Raw genomic sequence first — 25,068 nt, 5'->3', positions numbered from 1 at the left:
AGGCCACTGCGGACGGAGCCGCCGTGGGGCCGCTGAGCCACAGGGGAGCACCGGGGAACCGCCTGGGGCACCGGGCGCCACCGGGGGTCATGGCGGCCACTGACGGCCACTGACGGCCACTGACAACGCCGCGGGGCAACGCTCAGGGGCGGACGGCTCCGACGATACGACGGCCGTAGGACGACAGCGGGACGGTCTTGACGACGTCGCCCGTCTGCGGGGCGTGCACGATCTGGCCGTTGCCCGCGTACATGCTGACGTGGCCGAGGCCCTCGCTGAAGATGAGGTCGCCGGGCTGGAGGTCGCTCAGGGAGACCTTGCGGCTCGCACCCCAGCTCCACTGCTCCCAGGTCGTCCGGGGAAGGGAGACTCCCCCGTTGCGCCAGGCGCCCTGGACCAGGCCGGAGCAGTCCCAGCCTGCCGGGCCCGTGCCGCCGTACCGGTAGGGCTTGCCGATCTGGGCGAAGGCGAACTGCAGGGCGGCGCGGGCGTTGCCCGAGGCTGAGCCGGTGTACTGGACCCCGGTGCTCTGCGGGTTGCCCACCTTGAAGGCGTTGAGCTCGCGCAGGAGCTTCGTCTGTGCCCTCACCATCTTTTCGGCCTTGGCCTTCTCCTCGGCCAGCTCGTCCCGCGTCTTGTCGGCGTCGACCAGGGCCTTCTTCGCCTCGTCCCGGCCGATCCGCAGCGCCTTGGTGGCCTCGTCGAAGGCGTTCAGCGACTGGGCGCGGGAGGTGGACATCTGGTCGGCGGCCGCCAGGCCGCTCAGCAGGGCACCGGGGTCGGACTGGTAGATCATGCCTTCCCAGCCGTTGATCGACCCGACCTGGTAGCTGCTGACGGCCATCGAGACGAGCTCCTTGCGCAGCCCGGCGACCTGCTTGTTCTGGCGGGTCAGATCGGCGTTCAGATCGCCGTACTTCTTCCTGGCCCGCTTCCACTTCTCCGAGGCCTGGTTGTACTTCTCGACGATCTGGTCGGCCTGCTCGTTGAGCTTCTCCAGCTTCTTCTTCGCCTCGGCGGGGGTCGGCCTCAGCTGGGCGGACGCTCCGCTCACCGGCATCGTCAACAGCGCGAGAGCGAGCCCTACCGCCACCGGTATCCGAATCAGTCCAACCGGCAAACCCGCCACGGCCACGTCAACGCCTCCCGACTGCACCAGACCTGCGGCGAATAGTACAGAAGAAGTAATGGTTGACTCACCTTTTCACCGGGTTTGCTCCTTGTTCGCAGGTGACCGCTTTACCCGCGGCCGACGGCTTTCTCCCCGGAGGGCGTCGTCGGCCGCGGGAGACGGCCCTGTCAGGAGCGGTACCTCGGACGCAGGGGGGCACCGTGGGAAGCGCCCCCTGGGAACGGGTGGTGTCCCGGCCTCGGAAAGCACTCCCGCCGGTACTCCGGTCGCACTACCCGCAGGCGGCGATGTCGCAGATCTTGGCGGTCATCCTCCTGGCGTCGCGCAGCTGGACGCTCCAGTCGCCCTTCGCCGGCTTGTCGTACTCCCCCGCCCAGAGATAGACCAGGACGGCGTTGCCCTTCCTGACCAGCACGCTCCGGTCACCGCCCACCCCGGCCTTCCTGCCGTAGTGGACCTGGCCGGAGATCCTCAGCGCCTCGTCGCCGAGCCCGGTCAGGCGCGAGGAGGCGTAGCGGTAACTCGCGCCGGAGTCGGTCCTGGCCGCGCACTTGACCAGGGCGGCACGCACCTGGGCGACGGCCGAGGCGGCCGAGGCCCGTGAGCCGTACAGGATCACCTGCTCGACCTTCATGAAGTCCGGCACGCCGGTGAAGGTCACCGTCCGGGCGGCCACGCGGCCGGTCGCGGCCAGTGTGCGCCTGTCGCACGGGTTGACGGCGAGCCTGGCCTTCGCCGAGTTGCCGACCGTCCAGTTGGTCTCGGGATCGTTGTCCTTCTTGGCGGCGTCCTTCTCGTACAGCAGGAAACCTCTGGGAATGGCGGCCGCCTCGGCCGTCGCGGGGGTGGTGACGGTCGCCCCTGCGGCCAGGACGGCGAGGGCGAGCGTTATGATCTTCTTCATCTGGACCCTTTCAGCACGGAGACCCCCGCCTTCAGCCGTGGGGAGAAAGTCAACGAATCGAGCCTCCTGGGTGATCCGATGCCCCACGACCTGAAAAGGTTTACGCGCGGCCCAGACGTCTGAGAAGAAGCACCGAGGGCACCGGCCTCGCGCCCATCCTGCGCACCGACTCGGCCACCTCGCGATCCGAGGAGACCACCGCGATCGCGCGCCCCGCGGGCTCGGCGCGGACGAGCTGGCGGATCAGGTCGTCGGCGATCTGGTTCGGGGCGCTGAACAGCACGCGCACCCCCCTGGGTGCCGACACCGGGACCGGCCCGTTCAGCTCGGCGCCGTCGAAGACGCAGGTCAGCTCGGTGCGGGTCTGCGCGTAGAGCGCGCCGAGACCGGTGAGAAGGCGGCTTCGCTGGTCGGCCAGGGTGAACGTTCCGTAACCGGCCTTGGTCACGTTGTAGCCGTCGACGATCAGATGGATCTGTGGCAGCGCGAGCAACTGGTCGAGCAGGGCGGGATCGTCGTCGGCGAGCGCCCGCGCGGGAACCGCCTGGACCCCCTGCCTGCCCGGCGCCACCGAGGCGACCGAGTCGGCGGGACGGTGGATGCCCGAGGGCAGGGCGAGCTCCCTGCGCAGCCCGGCGGCGGCGTCCTGCAGGGCGTCGAGCAGCATCCGGACCTTGGTGTCCTCCACGCTGCGGCCCTCGCGCGCGGCCCTGCGCGTCGACTCCAGCTGCCGCTCGGCGTCGGCGAGCCGCTCGCGCAGGCGGCGCAGCTCGCTCTCCACGGTGCTGCCCGCCGAGAGCGCGGCGGCCTTGGCCTCGTCGGCCACCTCCTGGGCCGCGGCGGCACGCGCCTCGGCCGCCTTGGTCCGCTCGCGGGCCTCGTGCAGCCTGCGGCGCAGGTCGGAGACCTCCGAACGTGAGGTCTTGAGCTGCTCGCGCAGCCGCTCGGACTCCTCCTTGGCCGCGGTCTTCTGGGCGGCCAGCTGCTCGCGCAGCCGGGAGACCGTCTGCTCCTGGGCGGAGCCCTCGGCCGCGACGGCCGACCTCTCCAGCTCGGCGCGGGCCGCCTCCACCATGTCCGCCCAGCCCGGCGGCCTGGTCAGGTATGCGGCGGCGGCCACCATGACGGGCTCGGCCGCCGGCGGGACCGTGCCCTCGGCCAGGCTCGCGACCAGCTCGGGCCAGCCCGCGGTCAGCGTCTCCGCGACCAGCTCACGGAACTTCTTGTCGACCTCCAGCTGCGCGGCGATCGGGGCGCCGCCCAGCCTGGCCCGCTTGCGGGGATCGAACCTGGCGATCCCCTTCAGCGGAAGTGGCACCGAGGCCGCGGGCATCGAACCGAGGATCTGGGCGGCCAGCTCCACGACGTGTAAGCGAACCTGCTCGGGTAACGGACGAGACAGGCCCTCTCCGGCTGAACTCATCACGGCCCCTACTCGGATCGGTCTTCACGTCAAGGGTACGGCTACCGCACCGTGACCCCGACCTGACCGTACGTGGGCCGGTGATCGACGAGGCCGTGAACGCTTTATGGACAAGCGCTTGCTGCTGGGTTACGACTGGCGGATCACCTTGTGACGTACGCCACCCGGGAGAGCGCGATGCATGAGCCGACGAACGAGCACGACCGGCGGAGCGAGAAGATCGAGAAGATACGGACCTCGACCCGCGACCTCGGGGAGTTACGCGAGCGGATGAGGTCGTGGCTCTCCCTGAGGGTGGGAGGCCCGGCCACGATCTCTCCGCTTTCCCGTCCCCTGAACAACGGCATGTCCAGCGAGACCCTGTTCTTCGACGCCTCCTGGACCTCGGCCGAGGGCGGGTACGACCTTCCGTGCGTCGCCAGGATGGCCCCGGCGGACGAGGCCGTCCCGGTCTTCCCCGGCTACGACCTCGGCAGGCAGTACGAGGTCATGCGGCTGGCGAGGGAGCGCGCGGGCGTGCTCGCGCCCCGGACCCTGTGGTACGAGCCCGACCCCGGCCCGCTGGGCGCCCCGTTCTTCGTGATGGAGCGGCTCACCGGCGACATACCGCCGGACGTGATGCCCTACACCTTCGGGAGCCGGCTGCTGGACGCCTCCCCCGCCGACCGCGACCGGCTGCAGCGCGGCAGCGTCGAGATCCTGGCCACGCTGCACGACGCCCGCTTCACCGCGGAGGAGCTACGCCCCCTGCGGAGCCCGGGGACGGGCGAAACGGCGTTGCGCAGGCACGTCGAGGAACAGCGGGCCTACTACGAGTGGGCGCACGGCTCCATGCCCGTGCCGCTGCTGGAGCGGGCGTTCGCCTGGCTGGAGGAGCACTGGCCGGCGGATCCCGGACCCGACGTGCTGACCTGGGGTGACGCCCGTATCGGCAACGTGATGTACCAGGACTTCACCCCCGTTGCGGTGCTCGACTGGGAGATGGCCGCGATCGGCCCCCGTGAGCTGGACATCTCCTGGATGATCTTCCTGCACGCCTTCTTCCAGGAGATCACCGAGTTCATGGAGCTGCCGGGGATGCCGGACTTCATGCGGCGCGAGGATGTCTGCCAGACGTACTACGAAATAACGGGATACAAGCCTCGGGACATGGAGTTCTACGAGACGTACGCCGCCCTCAGGCACGGCATCATCATGGCCCGCGTCGAGCACCGCAGGATCCACTTCGGCGAGCGGGTCATGCCGGGCGATCCCGACGACCTGGTGATGCACCGGGCCGCCCTCGAACGGATGCTGGACGGAAGCCACTGGGGCTGAGGCCCCGGAGAGAACACCCGTGAAAGTCCCCCTGAAGGCACTCGTGAAGGCACGCGAAAGCCCGTCGGAGGCCCGATCGAAGGCCCGTCGGAGGCCCTCGCGGATCCGTGGAGGCCGCGGGCTCTCCCCGCGCCCGGCGCGCACCGGGCGCGGAAGGGCCCGGTGCGGTAAATGTCGGTCGAGGCTTCTATGGTCGTGAATCGTGGACTACGCCGTACAGGGAACACTCGACGAGCTGGGCACCCCGCTCAGCCAGGTCACCTTCGTCGTGTTCGACCTGGAGACCACCGGCGTCTCCGCGGGCGAGCACGCGATCACCGAGATCGGCGCCGTCAAGGTCAGGGGCGGCGAGGTGCTCGGCGAGTTCGCCACCCTGGTCGACCCCGGCTCGCCGATCCCGCCGTTCATCTCGGTGCTGACGGGCATCACCGACAGCATGGTGGTGGCCGCGCCGAGGATCGAGTCGGTGCTGCCGTCCTTCCTGGAGTTCGCCACGGGTTCCACCCTCGTGGCGCACAACGCGGGGTTCGACCTCGGATTCCTCAAGGCGGCCTGCGCCGCGCACGGGTATCCCCCGCCGGCCCACCAGGTCGTCGACACCGTCGATCTCGCCCGCAAGCTGCTCACCCGCGACGAGGCGCCCAACTGCAAGCTGGCCACCCTGGCCAGGATCTTCAGCGGCACCGAGCCCTGCCACCGGGCGCTCGCCGACGCGCAGGCCACCGTCGACGTGCTGCACGCCCTGCTGGAGCGGGCGGGCTCCTTCGGGGTGCGGACGCTGGAGGAGCTCAAGGGCTTCGTCCGCGCTCCCACTCCCGAGCAGCGTCGCAAGCGGCACCTGGCCGACGCGGTTCCCGCGGGTCCCGGCGTCTACGTGTTCGAGGACGAGGGCGGTGACCCGCTCTACGTCGGCAAGAGCACCAACCTGCGCAACCGCGTGCGCGGTTACTTCACCGCGAGCGAGACCAGGCCCCGCGTCCGCGAGATGATCGGCATCGCCGCGAGGGTGCGGACCATCGGTTGTGCGACCTCACTGGAGGCCGAGGTGAGGGAGCTGCGGCTGATCGGCTCGGCCAAGCCCCGCTACAACCGCAGGTCGCGCTTCCCCGAGAAGATGTTCTGGCTCAAGCTGACCGACGAGCCGTTCCCCCGCCTGTCGGTCGTCCGCGAGGTCAAGGACGACGCGGCCTCCTACCTGGGCCCGTTCAACAGCGTCCGCGCCGCCGAGGACGCCCGCACGGCCCTGCACGAGACGGTCCCGCTGCGGCAGTGCACCGAACGGATCACCCCGCGCACCAGGCGTTCCGCCTGCGCCCTCGCCGAGATCGGGAGGTGCGGGGCGCCGTGCGAGGGCCGCCAGAGCCCGGAAGAGTACGCCGTGCACGTCGTGGCGGCCCGCCGGGCCATGGAGCTGGACGCGGCCCCGGTCTTCTCCGCGATCGAGGCCAGGATGGAGCGCCTCGCCCTGGACCAGCGCTACGAGGAGGCCGCGGCCGACCGCGACCGGCTCGCCTCCTACGTCCGCACCTCGGCCCGCATGCAACGGCTGCGATCGCTGACCACGATCTCCCAGATGGTCGCCGCCGCCCCCCTGCCCGACGGCGCCTGGGAGATCCACGTCGTCCGCTACGGGCGGCTCGCCTCGGCCGGGGTGATGCCGAGGGGCGCCCACCCCACCCCGTTCGTCGAGGCGCTGACCGCCACCGCGGAGACGGTGGCGCGAGGGCCCGGGCCGGTCCACGCCGCCAGCGCGGAGGAGACGGAGTGCGTCCTGCGCTGGCTGGAGTCGCCGGGGGTGCGGCTGGTGCAGGTGGAGGGCACCTGGAGCCTGCCCGTCTCCGGCGCGGGCCGGCTCAAGGCCCGCATCGACCGCGCCTACCGGACGGCCGAGCCGCGCAGGGCACGTGAGGGCCGCCCGCTGCGCTGACGGCCGCGCTGATAGCTTCTGAGGCGGCAAGCCGCACTCAACGAGGAGGAAGCTCGTGGTCACCGCGATCGTTCACATCAACGCCGAGGTGGACCGGATCCCCGAAGTCGCCCAGACGGTCGCCGAGATCGACGGGGTGAGCGAGGTCTACTCCATAACCGGGGAGTACGACCTGATGGCCATGGTCCGCGTCACCTCCTACGAGGAGATCGCCGAGGTCGTCCCCGGCCGGATCAACAAGGTCGACGGGGTGCTGCACACCGAGACCCACGTCGCCTTCCGCGCCTACTCGCGGCACGACCTGGACGCCGCCTTCTCGATCGGCCTCGGCGAGTCCGACTGACGGAGACGACGTAGGCGAGCACCGGGGTATGACCTCGGCCCGCACGGGCCGAGCCGGAGCGCAGGCCCGGCATCCTCACCCCGTGCCGGGGCTTGAGGCATCCTCCCCCGTACGGGCCGAGGCGGGGCGCGAGACCGGGACCGTGTCGTCCTCGTCCGCCTCGCCGACCCCGGCGAATCCCCGGAGCGGCCCGACGACGGTGACGTCCCCCTCGTCCGCCCCACCCGTGCGGCCTCCCACCTCGCCCGCGGTGGGCAATCTCGCCCGCACCTCGAACCCACCGCCGGGCAGGGTCCCCGCCGCCAGCGTCCCGCCGAACAGGGTGGCCCGCTCGCGCATGCCGAGCAGGCCGTGCCCCGCGGCGGCCGAGGGGACGGTCCTGCCGTCGTCCCGTACCAGGACGTCGAGGAAACCCGGCCGCCAGCGCAGGGTGACGCGGGCCGAACGAGCACCGGCGTGCCTCAGGGTGTTGGCGAGCGCCTCCTGGACGATGCGGTAGGCCACCAGTTCGAGGGCGAGCCCGACCTCGGCGGGCCTGCCGTCCTCGACCATGTCCACCCGCAGGCCCTTCTCCCCGACCTCGGCGAGCAGGTCGCGAAGGTCGGACAGTCTGGGCTGTGGCGTCCTGCCGGTCGAGGGGCCGTCGAGGTCGAGCAGCGAGAGGGTGCGCTGGAGCTCGACGAGTGCCTGGCGTCCCGTCTCCTCGGCCACCCGCAGGGTCTGCCTGGCCCGCTCGGGATCCTTGTCCATGATCATCCGTCCGGCGCCCACCCCGAGGGTCATCATGCTGATCCCGTGGGCGACGACGTCGTGCAGCTCGCGGGCGATGCGTGCCCGCCGCTGCGCGAGCCGGGCACCGGCCAGGGCCTCCCCCTGGTCGGCGAACCTGGCCTCCCAGGACCTGAGCCTCAGCAGCAGGAGCCTGCGCTCCCACACCAGGCTCGCCACGGCCACGCCCAGTGCGAGCGCCGCGCACGACAGCACGATGGGGAGCACCTGCTCGTCCAGGGGGTCAACACGCCACATGGCCGCAATCTAGAACGGCTCCCCTCGGCGACACATCCTCTCTTGGGCGGATCTTCCATCCGCCCAAGAGGGGAGGACCTGCCGATCGAGGGTCAGGACGGCGCGAGCGCCCGGCTGACCTCGACCCAGCGATCGAGGGTCTCGGCGGCGGCGCCGGAGTCGACGGCCCGCGTCGCGCGCTGGTAGCCCGCGGCCAGCGCGGCGTTCAGGTCGTCACCTGCGCCCGCGCCCTCGCCCGTGCCGTCGAGGGCGACCAGCGCGGCGGCGGCGTTCAGCAGCACCGCGTCACGGACCGGTCCCGTCTTGCCGCCGACCAGGTCGCGGACGGCCTGGGCGTTGAACTCCACATCCCCCCCGCGCAGCGCGTCGGGCGCCGCCCTGGGGATGTCGAGGGCGGCCGGGTCGAAGACCACCTTCTCCATCGCGCCCTGGCGCACCACCCAGACCGTGGAGGTCGTCGCGATGGTGAGCTCGTCCAGCCCGTCGTCACCCCTGAAGACCAGGGCGGAGACCCCGCGCTCGGCGAAGACGCCCGCGACGACGGGGAGCATGCCCTCGTCGAAGATGCCGATCGCCTGGGCCGCGGGCCTGGCCGGGTTGGTCAGCGGGCCGAGGAAGTTGAAGACCGTGGGGATGCCGAGCTCCTTGCGCGGCGGGCCCGCGAAGCGCAGCGCCGGGTGGTAGACCGGCGCGAAGCAGAAGGCGATCCCGGCCTCCACGGCGACCCTCGCGGTGTCTGCCGGGGCGAGGTCGAGCACGATCCCGAGGTGTTCCAGGACGTCGGCGGCCCCGCAGGAGGAGGAGGCGGCCCGGTTGCCGTGCTTGACGACCCTCGCCCCCGCCGCGGCGGCCACGATCGCGGCCATGGTCGAGACGTTGACGGTGTGTGCCCGGTCGCCGCCGGTGCCGACCACGTCGACGACGGGACCGGTGACCGAGAGCGGGGTGGCCCGCTCCAGCATCGTGCGCGCCAGGCCGGTCACCTCCGCGACCGTCTCGCCCTTCGCCCTCAGCGCCACCGCGAAGCCCGCGATCTGGGCGGGTGTGGCGGAGCCCGACATGATCTGGTTCATCGCCCAGGCGGTCTCGTCGGCCGTCAGGTGCTCGCCCGCGAGCAGGGCGGACAACAGCGCGGGCCAGGTGGTGCGCGCGTCCATCAGAGGTCTCTCCAGGGGGGTTCCGAGGGGCTAGCGGGCGGACAGGCGGGTGGAGGAGCGGCGGCGCATCAGGTCGGCGACGGTCTCGGCGAGGACGACCGGGTCGATCGGCTGCGGCACGACGGCCTCGGCGCGCGACCACTCGGCGAGCCAGCGGTCGTCGCGACGGGCGATCAGCAGGCAGATCGGCGGGCAGTCGTGGACCTCGTCCTTGGCCTGGCGGGCCACGCCCATGCCTCCGGCCGGCTGGGCCTCGGCGTCGAGCACTGCGACGTCGATCTCCCCGGAGTCGAAGTGCTGGACGACCTTGGCGTGGGTGGCGCACTCCACGATCTCCACGAGGGGCACGTCTCCGGCGGGGCGGCGGCCGATCGCCTGCCGCACCTTCTCGCGGGTGCTCGCGTCGTCGCTGTAGACGAGAACCCTCATCTTGTCGTCGGTGCTCACGGTCGCGCTCACTATCCCTCGTCGATGTATGGTCACCTGGGATGCTACCGGTCAGCCGCTCCGGAGACCCAGGCCGGAGCCAGCGCCGAGAAAATTGCCCTATACGTCCACTTTGAGGGGGCGTATGCACCCCCTAACGGGGGGTCGTGCGGCGACCCGAGCAGGAGAGCCGCAATAATGCTGCCCGTGGCGACAGCATCCGCAATTTCAACGACGACGACAGCACACTCGTCCCGCCGGCCCGATCTGGTCAGCGTCGGGACGATCGTCTGGCTGTCCTCCGAGCTCATGTTCTTCGCGGCGCTGTTCGCGATGTACTTCACCATCCGGTCGGTGAGCATCGGCCAGGGACTTCCCTGGCCCGAGGCCCACCTGAACATCCCGTTCGCCCTGGGCAACACGATCATCCTGGTCCTGTCCAGTGTGACCTGCCAGCTGGGCGTGTGGGCGGCCGAGAAGGGCCAGGTCGCCAAGCTGCGCTTCTGGTACATCGTCAGCTTCGTGCTGGGCTCCGTGTTCGTGGCCGGCCAGCTGTACGAGTACAGCGAGCTGGTCCACGAGGGGCACACGCTGTCGCACTCCGCGTACGACTCCGTGTTCTACCTCACCACCGGCTTCCACGGCCTGCACGTGACGGGTGGACTGATCGCGTTCCTGTTCATGCTGGGACGCACGTACGCCGCGAAGCGCTTCACCCGTGAGCAGGCGACCAGCGCGATCGTCGTGTCCTACTACTGGCACTTCGTCGATGTGGTCTGGATCGGGCTTTTCGTAACCATCTATGGCATTCACTAAGGAATCGGGGATCTCTGTGAATAGGATCACCGCTGGGCGGCGGCATCCCCTCGCGAGATACGCCGTCCTGCTCCTGGCCCTGGGCCTGATAGGCGGTGTCTACACCGTCGTGCTCTCGATCTCTCCGAGCCGGCAGGCCGACGCCGCCATCGCTTCCGGCAGGGCCGACGACGTGGCGGAGGGCAAGAAGCTCTTCGAGCAGAGCTGCTCCAGCTGCCACGGTCTCAACGCCGAGGGCACCGCCCAGGGTCCGACCCTGATCGGCGTCGGCGCCGCCTCCGTGGACTTCCAGGTCAGCAGCGGCCGCATGCCCCTGGCCAACCCCGGCGCGCAGGCACCGCGCAAGCCCCCGGCGCCCTGGGTCAACGAGGACACCGTCCGGCAGCTCGCCGCCTACGTGCAGTCACTCGGCGGTGGCCCGACCATCCCGACCGACGAGCAGGTCGACGCCTCCAAGGGCGACAAGGCCAGGGGTGGCGAGCTGTTTCGCGCGAACTGCATCCAGTGCCACAACTTCGTCGGCTCCGGCGGCGCCCTGACCCAGGGCAAGTACGCACCGCCGCTGCACGAGGCCACCGAGAGGCAGATCTACGAGGCGATGATCACCGGCCCGCAGGCGATGCCGGTGTTCAACGACAGCATCATCACCCCCGAGCAGAAGCGGGACATGATCGCCTACATCGTGGGCGTGCGTGAGGAGCCCAACCCGGGTGGCGCCGGTCTCGGCCGCATCGGCCCGGTCACGGAGGGTCTGGTGGCCTGGATCGTCGGCCTCAGCCTCCTCTCCCTGGCCGCCATCTGGATCACCGCGAAGAGGCGACAGGCCAAATGACTGACAACAATCACGACATCGAGCAGCCGGAGGAGCGCGCGCCCAAGCGCGTGATCGGCACCCCCTCCCCGGCGGCGAGCACCTCCCTTCTCGGCCATGAGGAGCCGAGGAGGGCTGAGTCCGTCCAGGTTCCCGGTGTGACCCCGCAGGACGAGGCGACCGCGAGGAAGGGCGAGCGATACGCCGCCCTGTGCTTCCTCGTCGCCTTCCTGGGCGGCATCGGCTTCGTGGTGTCGTACGTGGTCTTCCAGGTCGGCGACCTCGAGACCACCCAGGTCTCCAACCTCGCGCTGGGCGCCTCGCTCACGCTCGCGCTGCTCGGGCTGGCCGCGGGCATGACGACCTGGGCCCGCATGGTCATGCCCAAGTACAACCTGGTCCAGGAGCGCCACCCGATGGCCTCCGACCCCGCGACCAGGTCCTACGTGGGCACGACCTTCGTGCAGGGCGCGAACGAGAGCGGCATCCTCAAGCGCCCGCTGCTGCGCCGCACCCTGCTCCTCGCCGCCGCCCCCCTCGGTCTCGCCCCGCTGGTCCTGCTGCGCGACCTCGGCCCGAGCTACTCGGACTTCCCCGCCAAGCTCCGGCACACCGTCTGGGGAGAGAAGACCAAGGACGGCAAGCAGCGCAAGCTCATCGTCGAGGGAAGCGGCTCCCCCATCAGGGCCGCCGACTTCAACTCCCCCGGCGGCATCCTCTCCGTGGTGCCCGAGGGATACGAGCACGACCTGAACGCGCTGGCCAAGGCCACACTGATCCTGATCAAGTTCCGTCCCGAGGAGCTCAAATCAGGAACTAACCTGAACTGGACACACGACGGGATCGTGGCGTACTCCAAGATCTGCACGCACGTCGGCTGCCCCGCGGCCCTGTACGAGCAGACCACCCACCACATCCTGTGCCCGTGTCACCAGTCGACCTTCGACGCCGCCGACGGCGCCAAGGTCATCTTCGGTCCGGCCGCCCGGCCCCTGCCTCAGCTGCCGATCGCCGTCGATAATGAGGGATACCTCGTCGCAACGGCGGACTTCCCGGTCCCCGTCGGCCCCAGCTTCTGGGAGCGCGGCGACGCCGAGGCCGAGGTCCGTGAGAACGGAGCCCAACAGTAATGAGCATGGAGACCGTTCCCAAGCCCATCGAGGGCGCGAGCACCTACGTCGACGACCGTATCGGCGCGGGAAACTTCCTCCGGCGCAACCTCCGGAAGATCTTCCCCGACCACTGGTCGTTCCTGCTGGGTGAGATCGCCCTCTACTCGTTCATCGTCGTGCTGCTGACCGGCACGTTCCTGACGTTCTTCTTCAAGCCCGGCATGGGCCACGTCGAGTACACCGGGTCCTACGGTCCGCTGCAGGGCGTCGTCATGTCCGAGGCGTACGCCTCGGCGCTGAGCATCAGCTTCGACGTGCGTGGCGGCCTGCTGATGCGGCAGATGCACCACTGGGCGGCCCTGCTGTTCATCGCCGGCATGATGGTCCACATGCTGCGGGTGTTCTTCACCGGCGCCTACCGCAAGCCCCGTGAGTTCAACTGGCTGATCGGCGTGCTGCTGCTCACGCTGGCGCTGCTCGCGGGCCTGACCGGTTACTCCCTCCCCGACGACCTGCTCTCCGGCGCCGGTCTGCGGATCACCGAGGGCGTGGCGATCTCGCTGCCGCTGATCGGCACCTGGCTCACGTTCTTCCTCTTCGGCGGCGAGTATCCCGGCGAGGACATCGTCGCGCGCTTCTACTCGATCCACATCCTGCTCATCCCGGCCGTCCTGCTGGCGCTCATCTCGGCCCACATGATCCTGATGTGGGTCCAGAAGCACACGCAGATGCCGGGCAAGGGCCGCACCAACGAGAACGTGGTGGGCGCGCCGTTCTACCCGGCCTTCATGATCAAGGCCGGCGCCTACTTCATGTTCACCTTCGGGGTCATCGCGCTGCTGGGCACCTTCGCCCAGATCAACCCGATCTGGCTGTACGGTCCCTACAGCCCCGCCGACATCTCGGCGGGCTCGCAGCCCGACTTCTACATGGGCTTCCTCGAAGGCTCGCTGCGCCTCATGCCCGCCTGGGAGCTCAACCTCTTCGGCACCGGGGGCGGCACGATCGCGATGAGCGTGCTCATCCCGGCCCTGGTGCCGATGGGCATCGTGATGACGGGCCTGGCGCTGTATCCGTTCATCGAGCAGTGGGTCACCGGGGACCGCCGCGAGCACCACGTCGTGGAGCGTCCCCGCAACAACCCGCACCGCACCGCGATCGGCATGTCGGCGGTCACGTTCTACGGCGTGCTGTGGCTGCTGGGCGCCAACGACGAGATCTCCGCGTTCTTCCACATCTCGCTGAACTGGACGACCTACGCGGGCCGGTTCCTGGTCATCGCGGGTCCCGTGATCGCCTACATCGTCACCTACCGGATCTGCCTCGGCCTGCAGCGCAGCGACGCGGCGATCATCGGCCACGGTGTCGAGTCCGGTGTGATCAAGCGGCTGCCCCACGGCGAGTACATCGAGGTCCACGTACCGCCGAACGAGGCGATCGAGGCCCACATGCGGGGCAAGGAGGCGGTCCCGATCGTCTCCGGAGACGGCGCGGGTCCGAAGGGTCGCGACGACATCCCCTCCAAGGGGATGCGCGGCCCGCTCGGCCGGCTCCGCGCCAAGATGAGCGCGGCGTACGGCGGCGAGAAGATCCCGCTGGACGACGGCCACGGCCACGGCGAGGGCCACGGCGCCATCGGCGACGGGAGCCACGAGGAGCACGCGACGGTCGGCCAGGGCGGCGAGGACAAGTCCCTGACCCGCTGATCCGTCACGGCCTGCACCACCGGCCACCCGAGGGGCCCGGACACCACACGGTGTCCGGGCCCCTCGTCGTTCGTGGGGTCGTTCGTGGGGTCGTTCGCGGGTCGTTCACGGGATGATGTCCACGAACCGCCGGCCCCTCTCGACACCACGAAGGCGATGCCGGTGAACCGCCGGGAACACCGAGGCCGCGCGGGCTCACGCGGCAGCACCCGTCACGGCGCGGGAGGGCGTCTCCGCGCCGCCGGGAGCACGGCGACACCTCGGACGGAGACGTCCTGAGCTGCCATGATGCCCCCGGAAGGCCCTCAGAGGGCTTCTCGGGGGCTTTCGTGTACCAGACCAGGAGTCGGGGGCGCTCAAGCCGCGTCTCCCGCCCTCGGCGGATTTCAGGGCGCCGCGGCCGGTGGCCGTCCCCGCCCCGAGGCGCTCAACCGCGTCCTCGCACCGGGACCGTCAGACGTCGTCGGTGGTGAAGTGCTTGAGGCTGCTCCACTTGAGCCATTCCTTCCAGCTCTCCTGCCAGTGGCCCCACCCGTTGGTGGGCTCCAGGACGCGGGGCGAGCCGGTGATGATGATCGGGTCCCCGATCAGGGTGTTGTCGAGGAACCACTTGGCGTTGCTCGGGCTGACGTTGACACATCCGTGGCTGACGTTGGAGTTGCCCTGGGAGCCGACCGACCACGGGGCGCTGTGGATGTACTCGCCGCTGTTGGAGATGCGGACGGTGTCGTAGACGGTCAGCTGGTAGTAGCCGGGGGAACCGGGGCCGATGCCCGGGGAGGTCATCACGGTGACGTTCTCCCTGGACATGGCGAGATGCACCCCGCTGGTCGTGTGGTACTTCCAGTCGCCGCCCTGCCCGGCGCTCATCGGCATCTCGCGGACGACCTTGCCGTTGCGTTTCACCGTGAGGTTGTGCGACTGGATGGTGCCCCGGGTGATCTGCGAGCGGCCGATCTTGAAATTGACGACCTTGTTCGCGGCCCCGTACAGGCCGTCGCCGCCGCGCACCCCCGCGAGGCGGGCCTCGACCCTGACCTTGGTGCCCGAGGGCCAGAAGTTCTTCGGGCGGAAGTGCACGTTCCGGTTGTCGAACCAGTGCCACGCGCCCAGGACCGGCCTGGAGGTGCGGACGAGAAGGTTGCGCTCGACGGAGACGCGGTCGGTGACGTCCCGGTCGAAGGTGATCATCACCGGCATGCCGACGCCGACGGTGAGGCCGGTCGAGTCCCTGCCCGGCATGAAGCTCTCGATCGTGAAGGTCTCGTTCCCCTTCACCGTGGAGAAGGAGGAGGTCTTGGTGGTGACGGCGCCCTCCGGGTTGACGGCCGTCACGGAGACCTCGTAGGAGGCTCCAGGAGCCGCCAGGCCGCTGCTGCGCCACTGTGTGCCGTCGGCGCTGAGAACGCCCGGCAGGGAGCCCTTGGCGCCCTTCACGGCCTTCACGGCGACCTGCTTGAGGGTGCCGCCCTGCGCCGCGACCAGGACGGGCGTGTCCGTGGCGACCCCCGTGGCCCTGTCGAGGGGGGCCACGGTGACGGCCGCGGCCGCGGCGGCCGGGTTCTGTGACGCCTGCGGCGCCTTCTCGCCCTGTACGGCGGTGTTTCCCGAGCAGGAGGCCGTCACCAGTGCGAGGGCAAGCAGTCCCGCTCCCTGGCTCCGACCACGGATCGCGTGCCCCACATGAACTCCCCTGTCCCGGACTGAACCACTGAGTCAGTTATTACCCGGAGTAAGCGGTTCGCCACATAAGACGACCGCCTGGAGCGTCCAATAAACGCCAAAAAGCGGGCCACGGAAGTTTTTCCGTGGCCCGCCCGGTTTGTGGTGAGAAGCGCGGGGTCAGTGCGAGAAGTTGCCCCGGTAGTACTCGAAGACGAAACCGATCATGCTCATCACGATCGCGAAGACGCCGATCAGGAACAGCCACCAGCCGATGACCAGGCCGACCCCGCTGAGCGCGACGGCGAGGCAGACGAAGAGCGGCCACCAGCTGTGCGGGCTGAAGAAGCCGAGCTCCCCCGCGCCGTCGCTGATCTCGCCCTGCTTGTCGTCCTCCGGCTGGTCGCCGATGCGGCGGGCCGTGTACATGAGGTAGTAACCGATCATGAACGCGAAGCCCACCGAGATGGCCATCGCGGTCGTGCCGACCGGCTCCTTCGACCAGTACCAGTAGACGACGTCCACGGCGGCGAAGAAGACGCCGCAGAGGATGAACAGCCAGCCCTGGACCTTCATCGGCTCTCCTCCAGCTCACGGGCCGGGATGTGCGGGTGCTTGAGGTCGAACGCCGGGCGCTCGGACCGGATACGGGGCAGCGAGGTGAAGTTGTGCCTCGGCGGCGGGCAGGACGTCGCCCATTCGAGGGAGTTGCCGTAACCCCACGGGTCGTCCACGGTGACCTTCGGCGCGGTCTTGTGGGTCTTCCACACGTTGTACAGGAACGGCAGTGTGGAGGCGCCCAGCAGGAACGCGCCCACCGACGAGATCATGTTGAGATCGGTGAACCCGTCGATCGGGCTGTAGTCGGCGTAGCGGCGCGGGAAGCCCTGCGCGCCGAGCCAGTGCTGCACCAGGAAGGTGGTGTGGAAACCGATGAACAGCGTCCAGAAGTGGATCTTGCCCATCGTGTCGTTCAGCATCTTGCCGGTGAACTTGGGCCACCAGAAGTAGAAGCCCGCGAACATCGCGAACACCACGGTGCCGAAGACCACGTAGTGGAAGTGCGCGACCACGAAGTAGGAGTCGGAGACCTGGAAGTCCAGCGGCGGGGAGGCGAGGATGACGCCGGTCAGGCCACCGAACAGGAACGTCACCAGGAAGCCGACCGAGAACAGCATCGGCGACTCGAACGACAGATGGCCGCGCCACATGGTGCCGATCCAGTTGAAGAACTTCACCCCGGTGGGCACCGCGATGAGGAACGTCATGAACGAGAAGAACGGCAGCAGCACCTGCCCTGTGGGGAACATGTGGTGCGCCCACACGGTGATCGACAGACCCGCGATCGCGATCGTCGCACCGACCAGGCCGATGTAGCCGAACAGCGGCTTGCGGCTGAAGACCGGCAGGATCTCGGTCACGATGCCGAAGAACGGCAACGCGATGATGTAGACCTCGGGATGCCCGAAGAACCAGAACAGGTGCTGCCAGAGCAGCGCGCCGCCGGTCTCGGGGGCGAAGATGTGCGTGCCGAGCTTGCGGTCGGCCTCCAGCGCGAGCAGCGCGGCGGCCAGCACCGGGAAGGCCATCAGCACCAGGATCGAGGTGAGCAGGACGTTCCAGGTGAACATCGGCAGGCGGAACATCGTCATGCCGGGCGCGCGCATGCAGATGATCGTGGTGATGAAGTTCACCGAGCCGAGGATCGTGCCCAGACCGCTGATGGTGAGGCCCACGATCCACAGGTCTCCGCCGATCCCGGGAGAGCTGATCGCGTTCGACAGCGGGGTGTAGGCGAACCAGCCGAAGCTCGCCGCGCCGCCCGGGGTGATGAAGCCCGACAGGGCGATGAGGCTGCCGAAGGTGAAGAGCCAGTAGCTCACCATGTTCAGCCGCGGGAACGCGACGTCGGGGGCGCCGATCTGCAGGGGCATGAGCTCGTTGGCGAAGCCCGCGAACAGCGGGGTCGCGAACATCAGCAGCATGATCGTGCCGTGCATGGTGAACAGCTGGTTGAACTGCTCGTTGCTGGTGAACTGCAGACCCGGCTGCGCCAGCTCCGCCCTCATGATCAGCGCCATCACGCCGCCGATGATGAAGAAGATGAACGAGCTGATCAGGTAGAGGTGTCCGATGATCTTGTGATCGGTGGACGACGCCCACTTCGTGATGATCGACCCCTTGCGGGTCGGCGGCACCGGGGAGTGGACGAGGGGTTCGTTAAGTGCGGTCACTGGGCACCCGCCTGGCTAGCGATGTACTGGTCGAACTCGGCCGGGGGCACGAGTTTCACCGAGAAGAGCATCCGGCTGTGGTCGACGCCGCAGAGCTCGGCGCAGCGTCCGGCGTAGACGCCGGGCTTGTCCAGGGTGTCGATCTCGAACTTGTTGTTCACCCCGGGGATCACGTCGAGCTTGAAGTGGAACGCCGGGACCCAGAAGGAGTGGATGACGTCCGGCGAGTGAAGATCGAACCTGACCTTACTACCGGTCGGCAGCACCAGCTCGGGGCCCTTGGTGTAGTCGAGGGCGGGCTGGCCGACCACCTGGGCGGTCTTGCCGTTGTACTCCGTGGTGAAGCGCCAGCTCCACTGGAAGCCCTCGACCTTGACCGTCACGTCGGGCTTCTCGGACATGCTGGTGATGTAGTTCTGGTCGCGCGCGGTGAAGAAGAAGAAGACGCCGACCATGATGATCGGCACCACCGTGTAGAGGATCTCGATCGGGAGGTTGTACCGCACCTGAGGCGGCAGCTCGTCCTTGGAGTTCTTCTTCTTACGGTGGAAGGCGACGGACCACAGGATCAGGCCCCACACGACCACACCGGTGGCGAGGGCCGCGATCCACGATCCGTTCCACAGACTCTGGACGGCTTCGGACTGCTTGGTGACGCCCTCGGGCAAGCCGGCTCGGGACCAGTCTTCGGCACTGCACGCCGTCAGGGAAACCAGCAGCAGTGCCAGAGCGGCAGCGCGCGGCACCCGGCGGCGGGCCAACGGACGCCGTGCAGAACGGCGGGTCGGACTCACGGATCGCCTACCCCACAGATGAAGCCCAGGAGTCGCTCCTGGGCGGTCGTTTGTTCACGTTCAAGATTTCGTAGTTCACAGCTTCACGCTGGGGGACACATTAGCGCGGACCACCCTCGCCCTCCCCCGCAGCCCCCGCACGCACCGCGCGTGGTGCGACGATTGAGAGGTGGCGTACTTCGACGCGGCCTCCACGGAGCCGCTGCACCCCCAGGCTCGCGAGGCTCTGATCGCGGCCCTCGACGTCGGCTGGGCCGACCCCGCGAGACTGTACGGTGCCGCCCGCCGGGCAAGGATGTTACTGGAACAGGCGCGTGTCGAGGTGGCCGAGGCGCTGGGCGCCAGGCCCGACGAGGTCTCCTTCACCACCTCCGGCACCCAGGCGGTGCACCTGGGCGTCCTCGGCACCCTGCACGGACGCCGCAGGACGGGCCGCCGCCTGGTCACCTCGGCCGTGGAGCACTCCAGCGTGCTGCACGCGGCGGGCGTCCACGAGCGCGACGGCGGCTCGGTCGAGACGGTCGGCGTCGGCATCACCGGCGCGGTCGACCCCGACGCCTTCGGCGAGGCGGTCCGCGCCGAGGGCACGGCGCTGGCCTGCCTGCAGAGCGCCAACCACGAGGTCGGCACGCTCCAGCCGGTCGCCGAGGCGGCGGCGGCGTGCGCGGAGGTGGGGGTGCCCCTGCTGGTGGACGCCTCCCAGACGGTGGGCAGGATGCCGCCGCCCCCCGGCTGGTCGGTGCTCGCCGCCGGCGCGCACAAGTGGGGCGGGCCCGCCGGGGTCGGCGTGCTGGTGGTCCGCAAGGGCACCCGGTGGCGCACCCCGCTGCCCGAGGACGACCGCGAGCGCCGCCGGGTCCCCGGGTTCGAGAACGTCCCCGCGATCGTCGCGGCGGCCGCCGCGCTGCGCGCCATGGTGGCCGAGTCGGTCGTGGAGTCGGCCAGGCTCTCGGCGCTGGTGGATCGCGTCAGGGCCGAGGTGCCCCGGCTCGTCCCCGACGTCGAGGTCATCGGTGATCCGGTCGCTCGGGCACCGCATATCGTCACCTTTTCGTGTCTTTACGTGGAAGGTGAGGCATTGCTCACCGAGCTGGACAAGGCCGGGTTCTCGGTGTCGTCCGGCAGTTCCTGCACGGCGAGTACGCTTCGTCCGTCGCATGTTTTGGAGGCCATGGGCGTGCTCACGCACGGGAACGTCCGCGTTTCGCTGCCCCGGGGCACCTTGACGGCGGATGTCGACCGCTTCCTCTCCGTCCTGCCGGGCATGGTGCGCAGGATCCGCGAGGAGGCGGGGGTCAAGCTTTGATCAACATTCGGGGAGTGAAGACGCGATGACCTCCAGCCAGGCCACCCCGGCGGGATCGGCGCAGCCGGTGGCCCTCACGATCGACGCGCTGGGCAAGAAGTGCCCGATCCCGATCATCATGCTCGCGGCCCAGATCAACGACGTGCCGCGCGAGGGGATCGTCGCGGTCCTCGCCGACGACCCGGCCGCCGTCACCGACATCCCGGCCTGGTGCCGGTTGAAGTCGCACCACCACGTGGGCAGCCACGAACTCCCCGAGGGCGGCTGGGCCATCCACGTGCGCCGCAATTACTGACATGTCCCGAAATTGGGTATGACCCTCCCGAAAACACGCCCAAACAGTTCGGGGGGACGACATGAGCGGTGAGACGGCGAGAGACCTGATGCACACCGGGGTCAGGTGCGTCGAGGCGCACGAGACGCTCGACCGGGCGGCGCAGATGATGCGGGACATGAACGTGGGCGCCCTGCCCATCTGCGGCAGCGACGACCGGCTGAAGGGGATCATCACCGACCGCGACATCGTGGTCAAGTGCGTGGCGCACGGCCTCGACCCCTCCACGACGACCGCGGGAGACCTCGCCACCGGCCTGGTCTGGGTGTCGTCGGACGCGAGCGTCGAGGAGGCGCTCGCCAAGATGGAGGAGAACCAGATCCGGAGGCTGCCGGTGATCGAGGACGGCCGCATCGTCGGCATGATCACCGAGGCCGATCTGGCGAGGAAGCTGCCCGACGACAAGATGGCCGAGTTCGTGCATCGCGTCTACGCGAATCTCTGACACCCGCCACCTGACCGGCACCCGGCCGACACAGGTGCCTGACGGTGGCCGCCGTACCGGCGGCACCGGCCGGGGCCACCGCCGGGCGACGGCCCGGCCGGTGCTCTGATCGGCGGCTCGAACACGGTGCCCGGGAAAGACATGGGGTCCGAAGAGACGCCGTGGCGCAACGGCTCAGCTGAGGCGTCGCGGCCGTGATGGCTCAGGGATGACCGTCACGGCCGTGGCGACTCGGGAGGAGCGTCACAGGCCCGGTGGTCAGGCGCGGTGGCTCAGGCCCGGTGGTCAGGCTCGCTGGCTCAGGCGTGGGCTCAGGCGTGGTGGCACTTCACGAAGGCGGCCACCTCGGCCGCGGCGTCGGCACCGTAGGCGTCGGCGAGGCGCTCCAGGAAGACCTTCTGGCCGAGCTCGTACTCCTGGCCGCCGACACGCTCCAGGACGTGGGTGGCGGTGAGGTTGCCGACCTGGCCGCAGCGCTCCAGGGACAGCCCCCAGGCCAGGGCGGCGAGGAAGCCGGAACGGAAGGCGTCGCCCACGCCGGTGGGGTCGACCTTGCCGAGCTCGGGCGCCGAGGGGACGTGCAGGGACGGCTCGCCCTCGCGGTCGATGACGACGCCCTTGGGACCGAGCGTGGTGACGCGGACGCCGACCCGGCCGAGGATCTCCTCGTCGCTCCAGCCGGTCTTCTGCTCGATCATGCCCTTCTCGTAGTCGTTGCCGAACAGGTAGGCGGCGCCGTCGACCAGCTCACGGATCTGCTCCCCGGGCATACGGGCGAGCTGCTGGGAGGGATCGGCCGCGAACGGGATCGCGCGCTGGCGCGCCTCGGCGGTGTGCCTGAGCATCGCCTCGGGGTCGTTGGGGCTGATCAGCACCAGGTCCAGGCCACCGATCCGCTGGGCCACCGGACCGAGCTCGATGAGGCGGGCCTCGGCCATCGCGCCGGTGTAGAACGAGGCGATCTGGTTGTGATCCTCGTCGGTCGTACACAGGAAGCGCGCGGTGTGGTGCGTCTCGGAGACGTGGATGGAGTCGCAGTCGACGCCATGGCGCTCCAGCCAGGAGCGGTAGTCGGCGAAGTCGGAGCCGACCGCGCCGACCAGGACGGGCCTGAGGCCCAGGCAGCCCATTCCGAACGCGATGTTGGCCGCGCAGCCGCCGCGGCGGACCTGCAGGTCGTCCACGAGGAACGACAGGGAGACCCGGTGGAGCTGATCGGCGATGAGCTGGTCACTGAAGCGGCCGGGAAAGGTCATCAGTTGGTCGGTCGCGATTGAGCCGGTGACGGCGATGCGCACGGGGTTCTTCTCCTCGTTGTCAGCATCTCTGGAAACGCGGGCGGTTGGTCCACGCGGGAAGATGAGCCACGCAAGAATACGCGACCTTGCTTGCGTCCCGCTCGTGTCAGCGTGCTACCGCGGCCGCGCATGCGAAAGCCCCGCGAGGGTGACCGATGTCACCCCCGCGGGGCCGGGCGTTCTCGCTCGCCCGCCTCGCGGAGAACTCGCCTAGTTGAACGAGTCGCCGCAGGCGCACGAGCCGGTGGCGTTGGGGTTGTCGATCGTGAAGCCCTGCTTCTCGATCGTGTCGACGAAGTCGACGGTGGCGCCCACGAGGTAGGGGGCGCTCATCCGGTCGGTGACCACGCTCACGCCGTCGAAGTCGGAGACGACGTCGCCGTCCATCGAACGGTCGTCGAAGAAGAGCTGGTAGCGCAGGCCGGAACAGCCGCCGGGCTGCACGGCCACGCGCAGCTGGAGACCTTCCTCGCCCTGCTGCTCCAGCAGGCTCTTGACCTTCGCCGCGGCCGCGGAACTGAGGATCAGGCCCTGCGCCGTGGTCTCGCTGCTCTCAACCGACATATTGGTGACTCCCGCGTCTGCGTCGGCCGCTCCCCGGGAACGGCTGTCTGTTTTTGACGTCCTTCTCAGACGCTACCAACACCCGTCCCCCGGCACACATTCCTCAGCCGCCAGAACCATCCACCTTTGGACAAAGACCCCTCCCCCGGAATAAAGCCCCAATCCTGTGTGTCATCATTAGTCGTCACTTAGACGATAAGGGGGTGTGGCCATGACGACCACCGAGACCGGGCTTCCGCTCTTCGTCCTCGGCAGGGGGGTCGACCCGCACAGCGAGCGCGGCGTCGACTGTCCCGGTGAGCTGCCGTCCGCTTCCGATCCGGCGCTCGTCGAGCGCGCCAGGAGGGCGAAGGCGGCACTCGGCGACAGGGTCTTCGTGCTGGGCCACCACTACCAGCGTGACGAGGTCATCCAGTTCGCCGACGTGACCGGCGACTCGTTCAAACTCGCGAAGGAGGCCGCGGCCCGGCCCGGCGCCGAGTACATCGTCTTCTGCGGTGTGCACTTCATGGCCGAATCCGCCGACATCCTCACCTCGGACTCCCAGAAGGTCGTGCTGCCCGACCTCGCGGCGGGATGCTCGATGGCCGACATGGCCACCTTCGACCAGGTCGAGGAGTGCTGGGAGGCCCTGGAGGACGCGGGGATCGCCGGGGTCGCCGGGGGCACAGTCCCCGTCACCTACATGAACTCCAGCGCCGACATCAAGGCGTTCTGCGGGCGCAACGGCGGCGCCGTGTGCACCTCCTCCAACGCCAGGCGCGCCCTGGAGTGGGCCTTCTCCCGCGGGGAGAAGGTGCTCTTCCTCCCCGACCAGCACCTGGGCCGCAACACCGCGGTGCTGGAGATGGGCCTGTCGCTGGAGGACTGCGTCGTCTACAACCCGCACCGGCCGAACGGCGGCCTCACCGCCGAGCAGCTCGAGAACGCCAAGATGATCCTGTGGAAGGGGCACTGCTCGGTGCACGGCCGCTTCAGCCCCGAGTGCGTGGACGACGTCCGCGCCCGCATCCCCGGCGTCAACGTGCTGGTCCACCCCGAGTGCAGGCACGAGGTGGTCACCAAGGCCGACCACGTCGGTTCGACCGAGTACATCATCAAGAAGATCGAGGAGGCTCCGGCCGGATCCTCCTGGGCGGTGGGCACCGAGCTGAACCTGGTCAAGCGGCTCGGCGCCATGTTCCCCGACAAGAACGTGACGTTCCTGGACCGGACGGTCTGCTACTGCTCGACGATGAACCGGATCGACCTTCCGCACCTGGTGTGGGCGCTGGAGTCGCTCGCCTCCGGTCAGGTCGTCAACCAGATCACCGTGGACGCCGACACCGCCCACTGGGCCGGGGTCGCCCTGGACCGGATGCTCGCCCTGCCCTGACCTCATGGCCAGGCCCCGGCCGGGGAAGGTCTCGATCCCTGATCCTGCCGGGCTCGGGGTCCCTGCGGCTCCACCCCGGACCTCAGGGACCTCAGGGACCTCAGGGACCTCAAGTGGACGGGCCCCGGCGGGTGGTGACCCGCCGGGGCCCGTCGCGTGCCGGGGACCTGTCGCGTACCCGGGGTCGGGGGAGCACCGCGTGAGCGGGGCCTATTCGAGCTCGTAGACCACCCTGACGCTGACGGACACGTTCTTGGTGCCGGGGCTGATCGACGCCCTGTCGACCGCCGCGGCGAAGCCGACGAACGGCGTCGGCGGGGTGACGTTCTGCTCGGTGATCTCCATGACGCGGCCGAGTCCTCGGCCCGCGAGCCTGGCGTACTGCGTGGCACGGCTCTTCGCGTCCCTGAACGCGATATCGCGCGCCAGCCTGAGCGGCACCCGGTTGTCGGACACCTCGAAGGTGACACCGTTGAACCGGACCGCCTCTCCGGCGGCGGCCGCCGCGTCCACCACGTCGTCCGCCTTGTCAAGGTCGCGCACTATCGCCTCGATGCCCTGCGTGGCCCGGTATCCGGAGATCGTGGGGTAGTCCTTGTACTCGGGGGCGAGGGTGAGCTCGTCGGTCCGCAGGTCCTTCGGCGCGACCCCGGCCGCGAGCAGTGCCTGCGTCAGGTCGGCGGCGGCGGCACGGGCCGCGGTGAACGCCTCACCGGGGGTGGGACGGCGCACCTCGACGCCGGTGTCCAGTCGCATGATGTCGGGGGTGGTGGACACGCTGCCCTCTCCCACGACCGTGATGTGAGGGCGGCCGCCCTCCACGGTCGCCACGGAGGAATCGGAATCCGCGAGCGCGGTGCCGCCGGACAGACCGGCGAAGAACAGTCCCGTGGCGACGAGCACCGCCGAGGTGATCGCCTGAGACATCTTGATCATGGAGTCATGACACCACGGGA

General features: G+C 69.4%; 24 protein-coding genes. 11 read left to right on the top strand and 13 right to left on the bottom strand.

The features are described from left to right. Positions 1–142: 142 nt before the first annotated feature. The 3 genes from AB0B90_RS29480 to AB0B90_RS29470 all read right to left on the bottom strand — a co-directional run bounded on the left by AB0B90_RS29480 (position 143) and on the right by AB0B90_RS29470 (position 3,459). A complete protein-coding gene (locus AB0B90_RS29480; protein WP_350947483.1) occupies positions 143–1,093 on the bottom strand; it encodes an NlpC/P60 family protein in 951 nt (316 codons plus the stop codon). A gap of 310 nt (positions 1,094–1,403) precedes the next feature. Next, positions 1,404–2,036 (bottom strand): hypothetical protein, encoded by a 633-nt coding sequence (locus AB0B90_RS29475; protein WP_362925832.1) that lies wholly within the window; start codon positions 2,034–2,036, stop codon positions 1,404–1,406. A 100-nt stretch (positions 2,037–2,136) separates the two neighbouring features. After that, the gene (locus AB0B90_RS29470; RefSeq protein ID WP_350947481.1) at positions 2,137–3,459 is read right to left on the bottom strand and encodes an NYN domain-containing protein; all 1,323 of its coding nucleotides are present in this window, start codon (positions 3,457–3,459) and stop codon (positions 2,137–2,139) included. Positions 3,460–3,636: 177 nt separating this feature from the next. Here AB0B90_RS29470 and AB0B90_RS29465 point away from each other — a divergent pair, with 177 nt between their 5' ends. From AB0B90_RS29465 to AB0B90_RS29455, 3 genes are all read left to right on the top strand, one after another. Next, positions 3,637–4,776, top strand: a complete 1,140-nt coding sequence (locus tag AB0B90_RS29465) for a phosphotransferase family protein (RefSeq protein WP_362925831.1) — start codon at positions 3,637–3,639, stop codon at positions 4,774–4,776. Positions 4,777–4,978: 202 nt separating this feature from the next. After that, entirely contained in the window at positions 4,979–6,703 is a 1,725-nt protein-coding gene (locus AB0B90_RS29460; RefSeq protein WP_350947479.1) for a DEDD exonuclease domain-containing protein, read from the top strand. Positions 6,704–6,758: 55 nt separating this feature from the next. Next, positions 6,759–7,046 (top strand): Lrp/AsnC ligand binding domain-containing protein, encoded by a 288-nt coding sequence (locus AB0B90_RS29455; protein ID WP_350947478.1) that lies wholly within the window; start codon positions 6,759–6,761, stop codon positions 7,044–7,046. 75 nt (positions 7,047–7,121) lie between these two features. On the opposite strand, the gene AB0B90_RS29450 is transcribed toward AB0B90_RS29455, so the two are convergent. From AB0B90_RS29450 to AB0B90_RS29440, 3 genes are all read right to left on the bottom strand, one after another. Beyond that, positions 7,122–8,072 carry a histidine kinase gene (locus AB0B90_RS29450; protein ID WP_350947477.1) on the bottom strand — a complete coding sequence of 317 codons (951 nt, stop codon included), beginning with the start codon at positions 8,070–8,072 and terminating at the stop codon, positions 7,122–7,124. Between the two features lie 92 nt (positions 8,073–8,164). Next, complete coding sequence (gene trpD / locus AB0B90_RS29445) at positions 8,165–9,229, bottom strand: anthranilate phosphoribosyltransferase (RefSeq protein WP_362925830.1); 1,065 nt, start codon at positions 9,227–9,229, stop codon at positions 8,165–8,167. A 30-nt stretch (positions 9,230–9,259) separates the two neighbouring features. Continuing rightward, a complete protein-coding gene (locus AB0B90_RS29440; RefSeq protein ID WP_350947507.1) occupies positions 9,260–9,658 on the bottom strand; it encodes a hypothetical protein in 399 nt (132 codons plus the stop codon). Positions 9,659–9,853: 195 nt separating this feature from the next. Between AB0B90_RS29440 and AB0B90_RS29435 the strand changes: the two genes are divergently transcribed. The 4 genes from AB0B90_RS29435 to AB0B90_RS29420 are packed head-to-tail and all read left to right on the top strand — an operon-like array spanning position 9,854 to position 14,100. Then, complete coding sequence (locus tag AB0B90_RS29435) at positions 9,854–10,471, top strand: heme-copper oxidase subunit III (protein WP_350947475.1); 618 nt, start codon at positions 9,854–9,856, stop codon at positions 10,469–10,471. A 16-nt stretch (positions 10,472–10,487) separates the two neighbouring features. Then, positions 10,488–11,303 (top strand): c-type cytochrome, encoded by an 816-nt coding sequence (locus AB0B90_RS29430; RefSeq protein WP_350947474.1) that lies wholly within the window; start codon positions 10,488–10,490, stop codon positions 11,301–11,303. Next, a complete protein-coding gene (locus AB0B90_RS29425; protein ID WP_362925829.1) occupies positions 11,300–12,412 on the top strand; it encodes a Rieske 2Fe-2S domain-containing protein in 1,113 nt (370 codons plus the stop codon). The genes AB0B90_RS29430 and AB0B90_RS29425 overlap by 4 nt, the downstream gene beginning before the upstream one ends. Continuing rightward, entirely contained in the window at positions 12,412–14,100 is a 1,689-nt protein-coding gene (locus tag AB0B90_RS29420; protein ID WP_350947472.1) for a ubiquinol-cytochrome c reductase cytochrome b subunit, read from the top strand. Before AB0B90_RS29425 ends, AB0B90_RS29420 begins: the two co-directional genes overlap by 1 nt. A 453-nt stretch (positions 14,101–14,553) precedes the next feature. Here AB0B90_RS29420 and AB0B90_RS29415 read toward each other — a convergent pair whose 3' ends face one another. From AB0B90_RS29415 to coxB, 4 genes are all read right to left on the bottom strand, one after another. Then, positions 14,554–15,783: an Ig-like domain-containing protein gene (locus tag AB0B90_RS29415; protein WP_350947471.1), complete on the bottom strand. Its 1,230-nt coding sequence runs from the start codon at positions 15,781–15,783 to the stop codon at positions 14,554–14,556. 159 nt (positions 15,784–15,942) lie between these two features. Next, positions 15,943–16,338: a cytochrome c oxidase subunit 4 gene (locus AB0B90_RS29410; protein ID WP_350947470.1), complete on the bottom strand. Its 396-nt coding sequence runs from the start codon at positions 16,336–16,338 to the stop codon at positions 15,943–15,945. Then, the gene (gene ctaD, locus AB0B90_RS29405; RefSeq protein ID WP_362925828.1) at positions 16,335–17,996 is read right to left on the bottom strand and encodes a cytochrome c oxidase subunit I; all 1,662 of its coding nucleotides are present in this window, start codon (positions 17,994–17,996) and stop codon (positions 16,335–16,337) included. Before ctaD ends, AB0B90_RS29410 begins: the two co-directional genes overlap by 4 nt. Next, the gene (gene coxB, locus AB0B90_RS29400) at positions 17,993–18,664 is read right to left on the bottom strand and encodes a cytochrome c oxidase subunit II (protein WP_362925827.1); all 672 of its coding nucleotides are present in this window, start codon (positions 18,662–18,664) and stop codon (positions 17,993–17,995) included. The genes ctaD and coxB overlap by 4 nt, the downstream gene beginning before the upstream one ends. Before the next feature lie 295 nt (positions 18,665–18,959). Between coxB and AB0B90_RS29395 the strand changes: the two genes are divergently transcribed. From AB0B90_RS29395 to AB0B90_RS29385, 3 genes are all read left to right on the top strand, one after another. Next, a complete protein-coding gene (locus AB0B90_RS29395) occupies positions 18,960–20,096 on the top strand; it encodes an aminotransferase class V-fold PLP-dependent enzyme (protein WP_350947468.1) in 1,137 nt (378 codons plus the stop codon). A gap of 25 nt (positions 20,097–20,121) precedes the next feature. After that, positions 20,122–20,391, top strand: coding sequence for a sulfurtransferase TusA family protein (locus tag AB0B90_RS29390; protein WP_362925826.1), 270 nt, complete (start codon positions 20,122–20,124; stop codon positions 20,389–20,391). 61 nt (positions 20,392–20,452) lie between these two features. Beyond that, entirely contained in the window at positions 20,453–20,875 is a 423-nt protein-coding gene (locus AB0B90_RS29385) for a CBS domain-containing protein (protein ID WP_350947466.1), read from the top strand. A 311-nt stretch (positions 20,876–21,186) separates the two neighbouring features. On the opposite strand, the gene AB0B90_RS29380 is transcribed toward AB0B90_RS29385, so the two are convergent. Together AB0B90_RS29380 and AB0B90_RS29375 are read right to left on the bottom strand one after the other, a co-directional pair. Beyond that, positions 21,187–22,173: a carbohydrate kinase family protein gene (locus AB0B90_RS29380; RefSeq protein WP_350947465.1), complete on the bottom strand. Its 987-nt coding sequence runs from the start codon at positions 22,171–22,173 to the stop codon at positions 21,187–21,189. A 210-nt stretch (positions 22,174–22,383) separates the two neighbouring features. Continuing rightward, positions 22,384–22,737 carry an iron-sulfur cluster assembly accessory protein gene (locus tag AB0B90_RS29375; RefSeq protein ID WP_030910261.1) on the bottom strand — a complete coding sequence of 118 codons (354 nt, stop codon included), beginning with the start codon at positions 22,735–22,737 and terminating at the stop codon, positions 22,384–22,386. Positions 22,738–22,948: 211 nt separating this feature from the next. On the opposite strand from AB0B90_RS29375, the gene nadA reads away from it, so the two are divergent. Then, complete coding sequence (gene nadA, locus AB0B90_RS29370) at positions 22,949–24,112, top strand: quinolinate synthase NadA (RefSeq protein WP_350947464.1); 1,164 nt, start codon at positions 22,949–22,951, stop codon at positions 24,110–24,112. A gap of 210 nt (positions 24,113–24,322) precedes the next feature. Here nadA and AB0B90_RS29365 read toward each other — a convergent pair whose 3' ends face one another. Further along, on the bottom strand, positions 24,323–25,048 hold the full coding sequence (locus tag AB0B90_RS29365) for an SIMPL domain-containing protein (RefSeq protein ID WP_350947463.1): 726 nt from the start codon (positions 25,046–25,048) through the stop codon (positions 24,323–24,325). Positions 25,049–25,068: the final 20 nt, after the last annotated feature.

The organism is Streptosporangium sp. NPDC049078 (genome assembly GCF_040648855.1).
Lineage (GTDB): Bacteria > Actinomycetota > Actinomycetes > Streptosporangiales > Streptosporangiaceae > Streptosporangium.
The sequence above is the reverse complement of the archived record's forward strand: the minus strand, read 5'-3'. Positions and strand labels throughout refer to the sequence as shown.

Coding starts and splice junctions, on each gene's coding strand:
- AB0B90_RS29475 (WP_362925832.1), bottom strand. CDS start 2,036: ATGAAGAAGATCATAACGCTCGCCCTCGCCGTCCTGGCCGCAGGGGCG.
- AB0B90_RS29470 (WP_350947481.1), bottom strand. CDS start 3,459: ATGAGTTCAGCCGGAGAGGGCCTGTCTCGTCCGTTACCCGAGCAGGTT.
- AB0B90_RS29465 (WP_362925831.1), top strand. CDS start 3,637: ATGCATGAGCCGACGAACGAGCACGACCGGCGGAGCGAGAAGATCGAG.
- AB0B90_RS29450 (WP_350947477.1), bottom strand. CDS start 8,072: ATGTGGCGTGTTGACCCCCTGGACGAGCAGGTGCTCCCCATCGTGCTG.
- trpD (WP_362925830.1), bottom strand. CDS start 9,229: ATGGACGCGCGCACCACCTGGCCCGCGCTGTTGTCCGCCCTGCTCGCG.
- AB0B90_RS29440 (WP_350947507.1), bottom strand. CDS start 9,658: ATGAGGGTTCTCGTCTACAGCGACGACGCGAGCACCCGCGAGAAGGTG.
- AB0B90_RS29435 (WP_350947475.1), top strand. CDS start 9,854: ATGCTGCCCGTGGCGACAGCATCCGCAATTTCAACGACGACGACAGCA.
- AB0B90_RS29425 (WP_362925829.1), top strand. CDS start 11,300: ATGACTGACAACAATCACGACATCGAGCAGCCGGAGGAGCGCGCGCCC.
- AB0B90_RS29420 (WP_350947472.1), top strand. CDS start 12,412: ATGAGCATGGAGACCGTTCCCAAGCCCATCGAGGGCGCGAGCACCTAC.
- AB0B90_RS29410 (WP_350947470.1), bottom strand. CDS start 16,338: ATGAAGGTCCAGGGCTGGCTGTTCATCCTCTGCGGCGTCTTCTTCGCC.
- AB0B90_RS29390 (WP_362925826.1), top strand. CDS start 20,122: ATGACCTCCAGCCAGGCCACCCCGGCGGGATCGGCGCAGCCGGTGGCC.
- AB0B90_RS29385 (WP_350947466.1), top strand. CDS start 20,453: ATGAGCGGTGAGACGGCGAGAGACCTGATGCACACCGGGGTCAGGTGC.
- AB0B90_RS29375 (WP_030910261.1), bottom strand. CDS start 22,737: ATGTCGGTTGAGAGCAGCGAGACCACGGCGCAGGGCCTGATCCTCAGT.
- nadA (WP_350947464.1), top strand. CDS start 22,949: ATGACGACCACCGAGACCGGGCTTCCGCTCTTCGTCCTCGGCAGGGGG.
- AB0B90_RS29365 (WP_350947463.1), bottom strand. CDS start 25,048: ATGATCAAGATGTCTCAGGCGATCACCTCGGCGGTGCTCGTCGCCACG.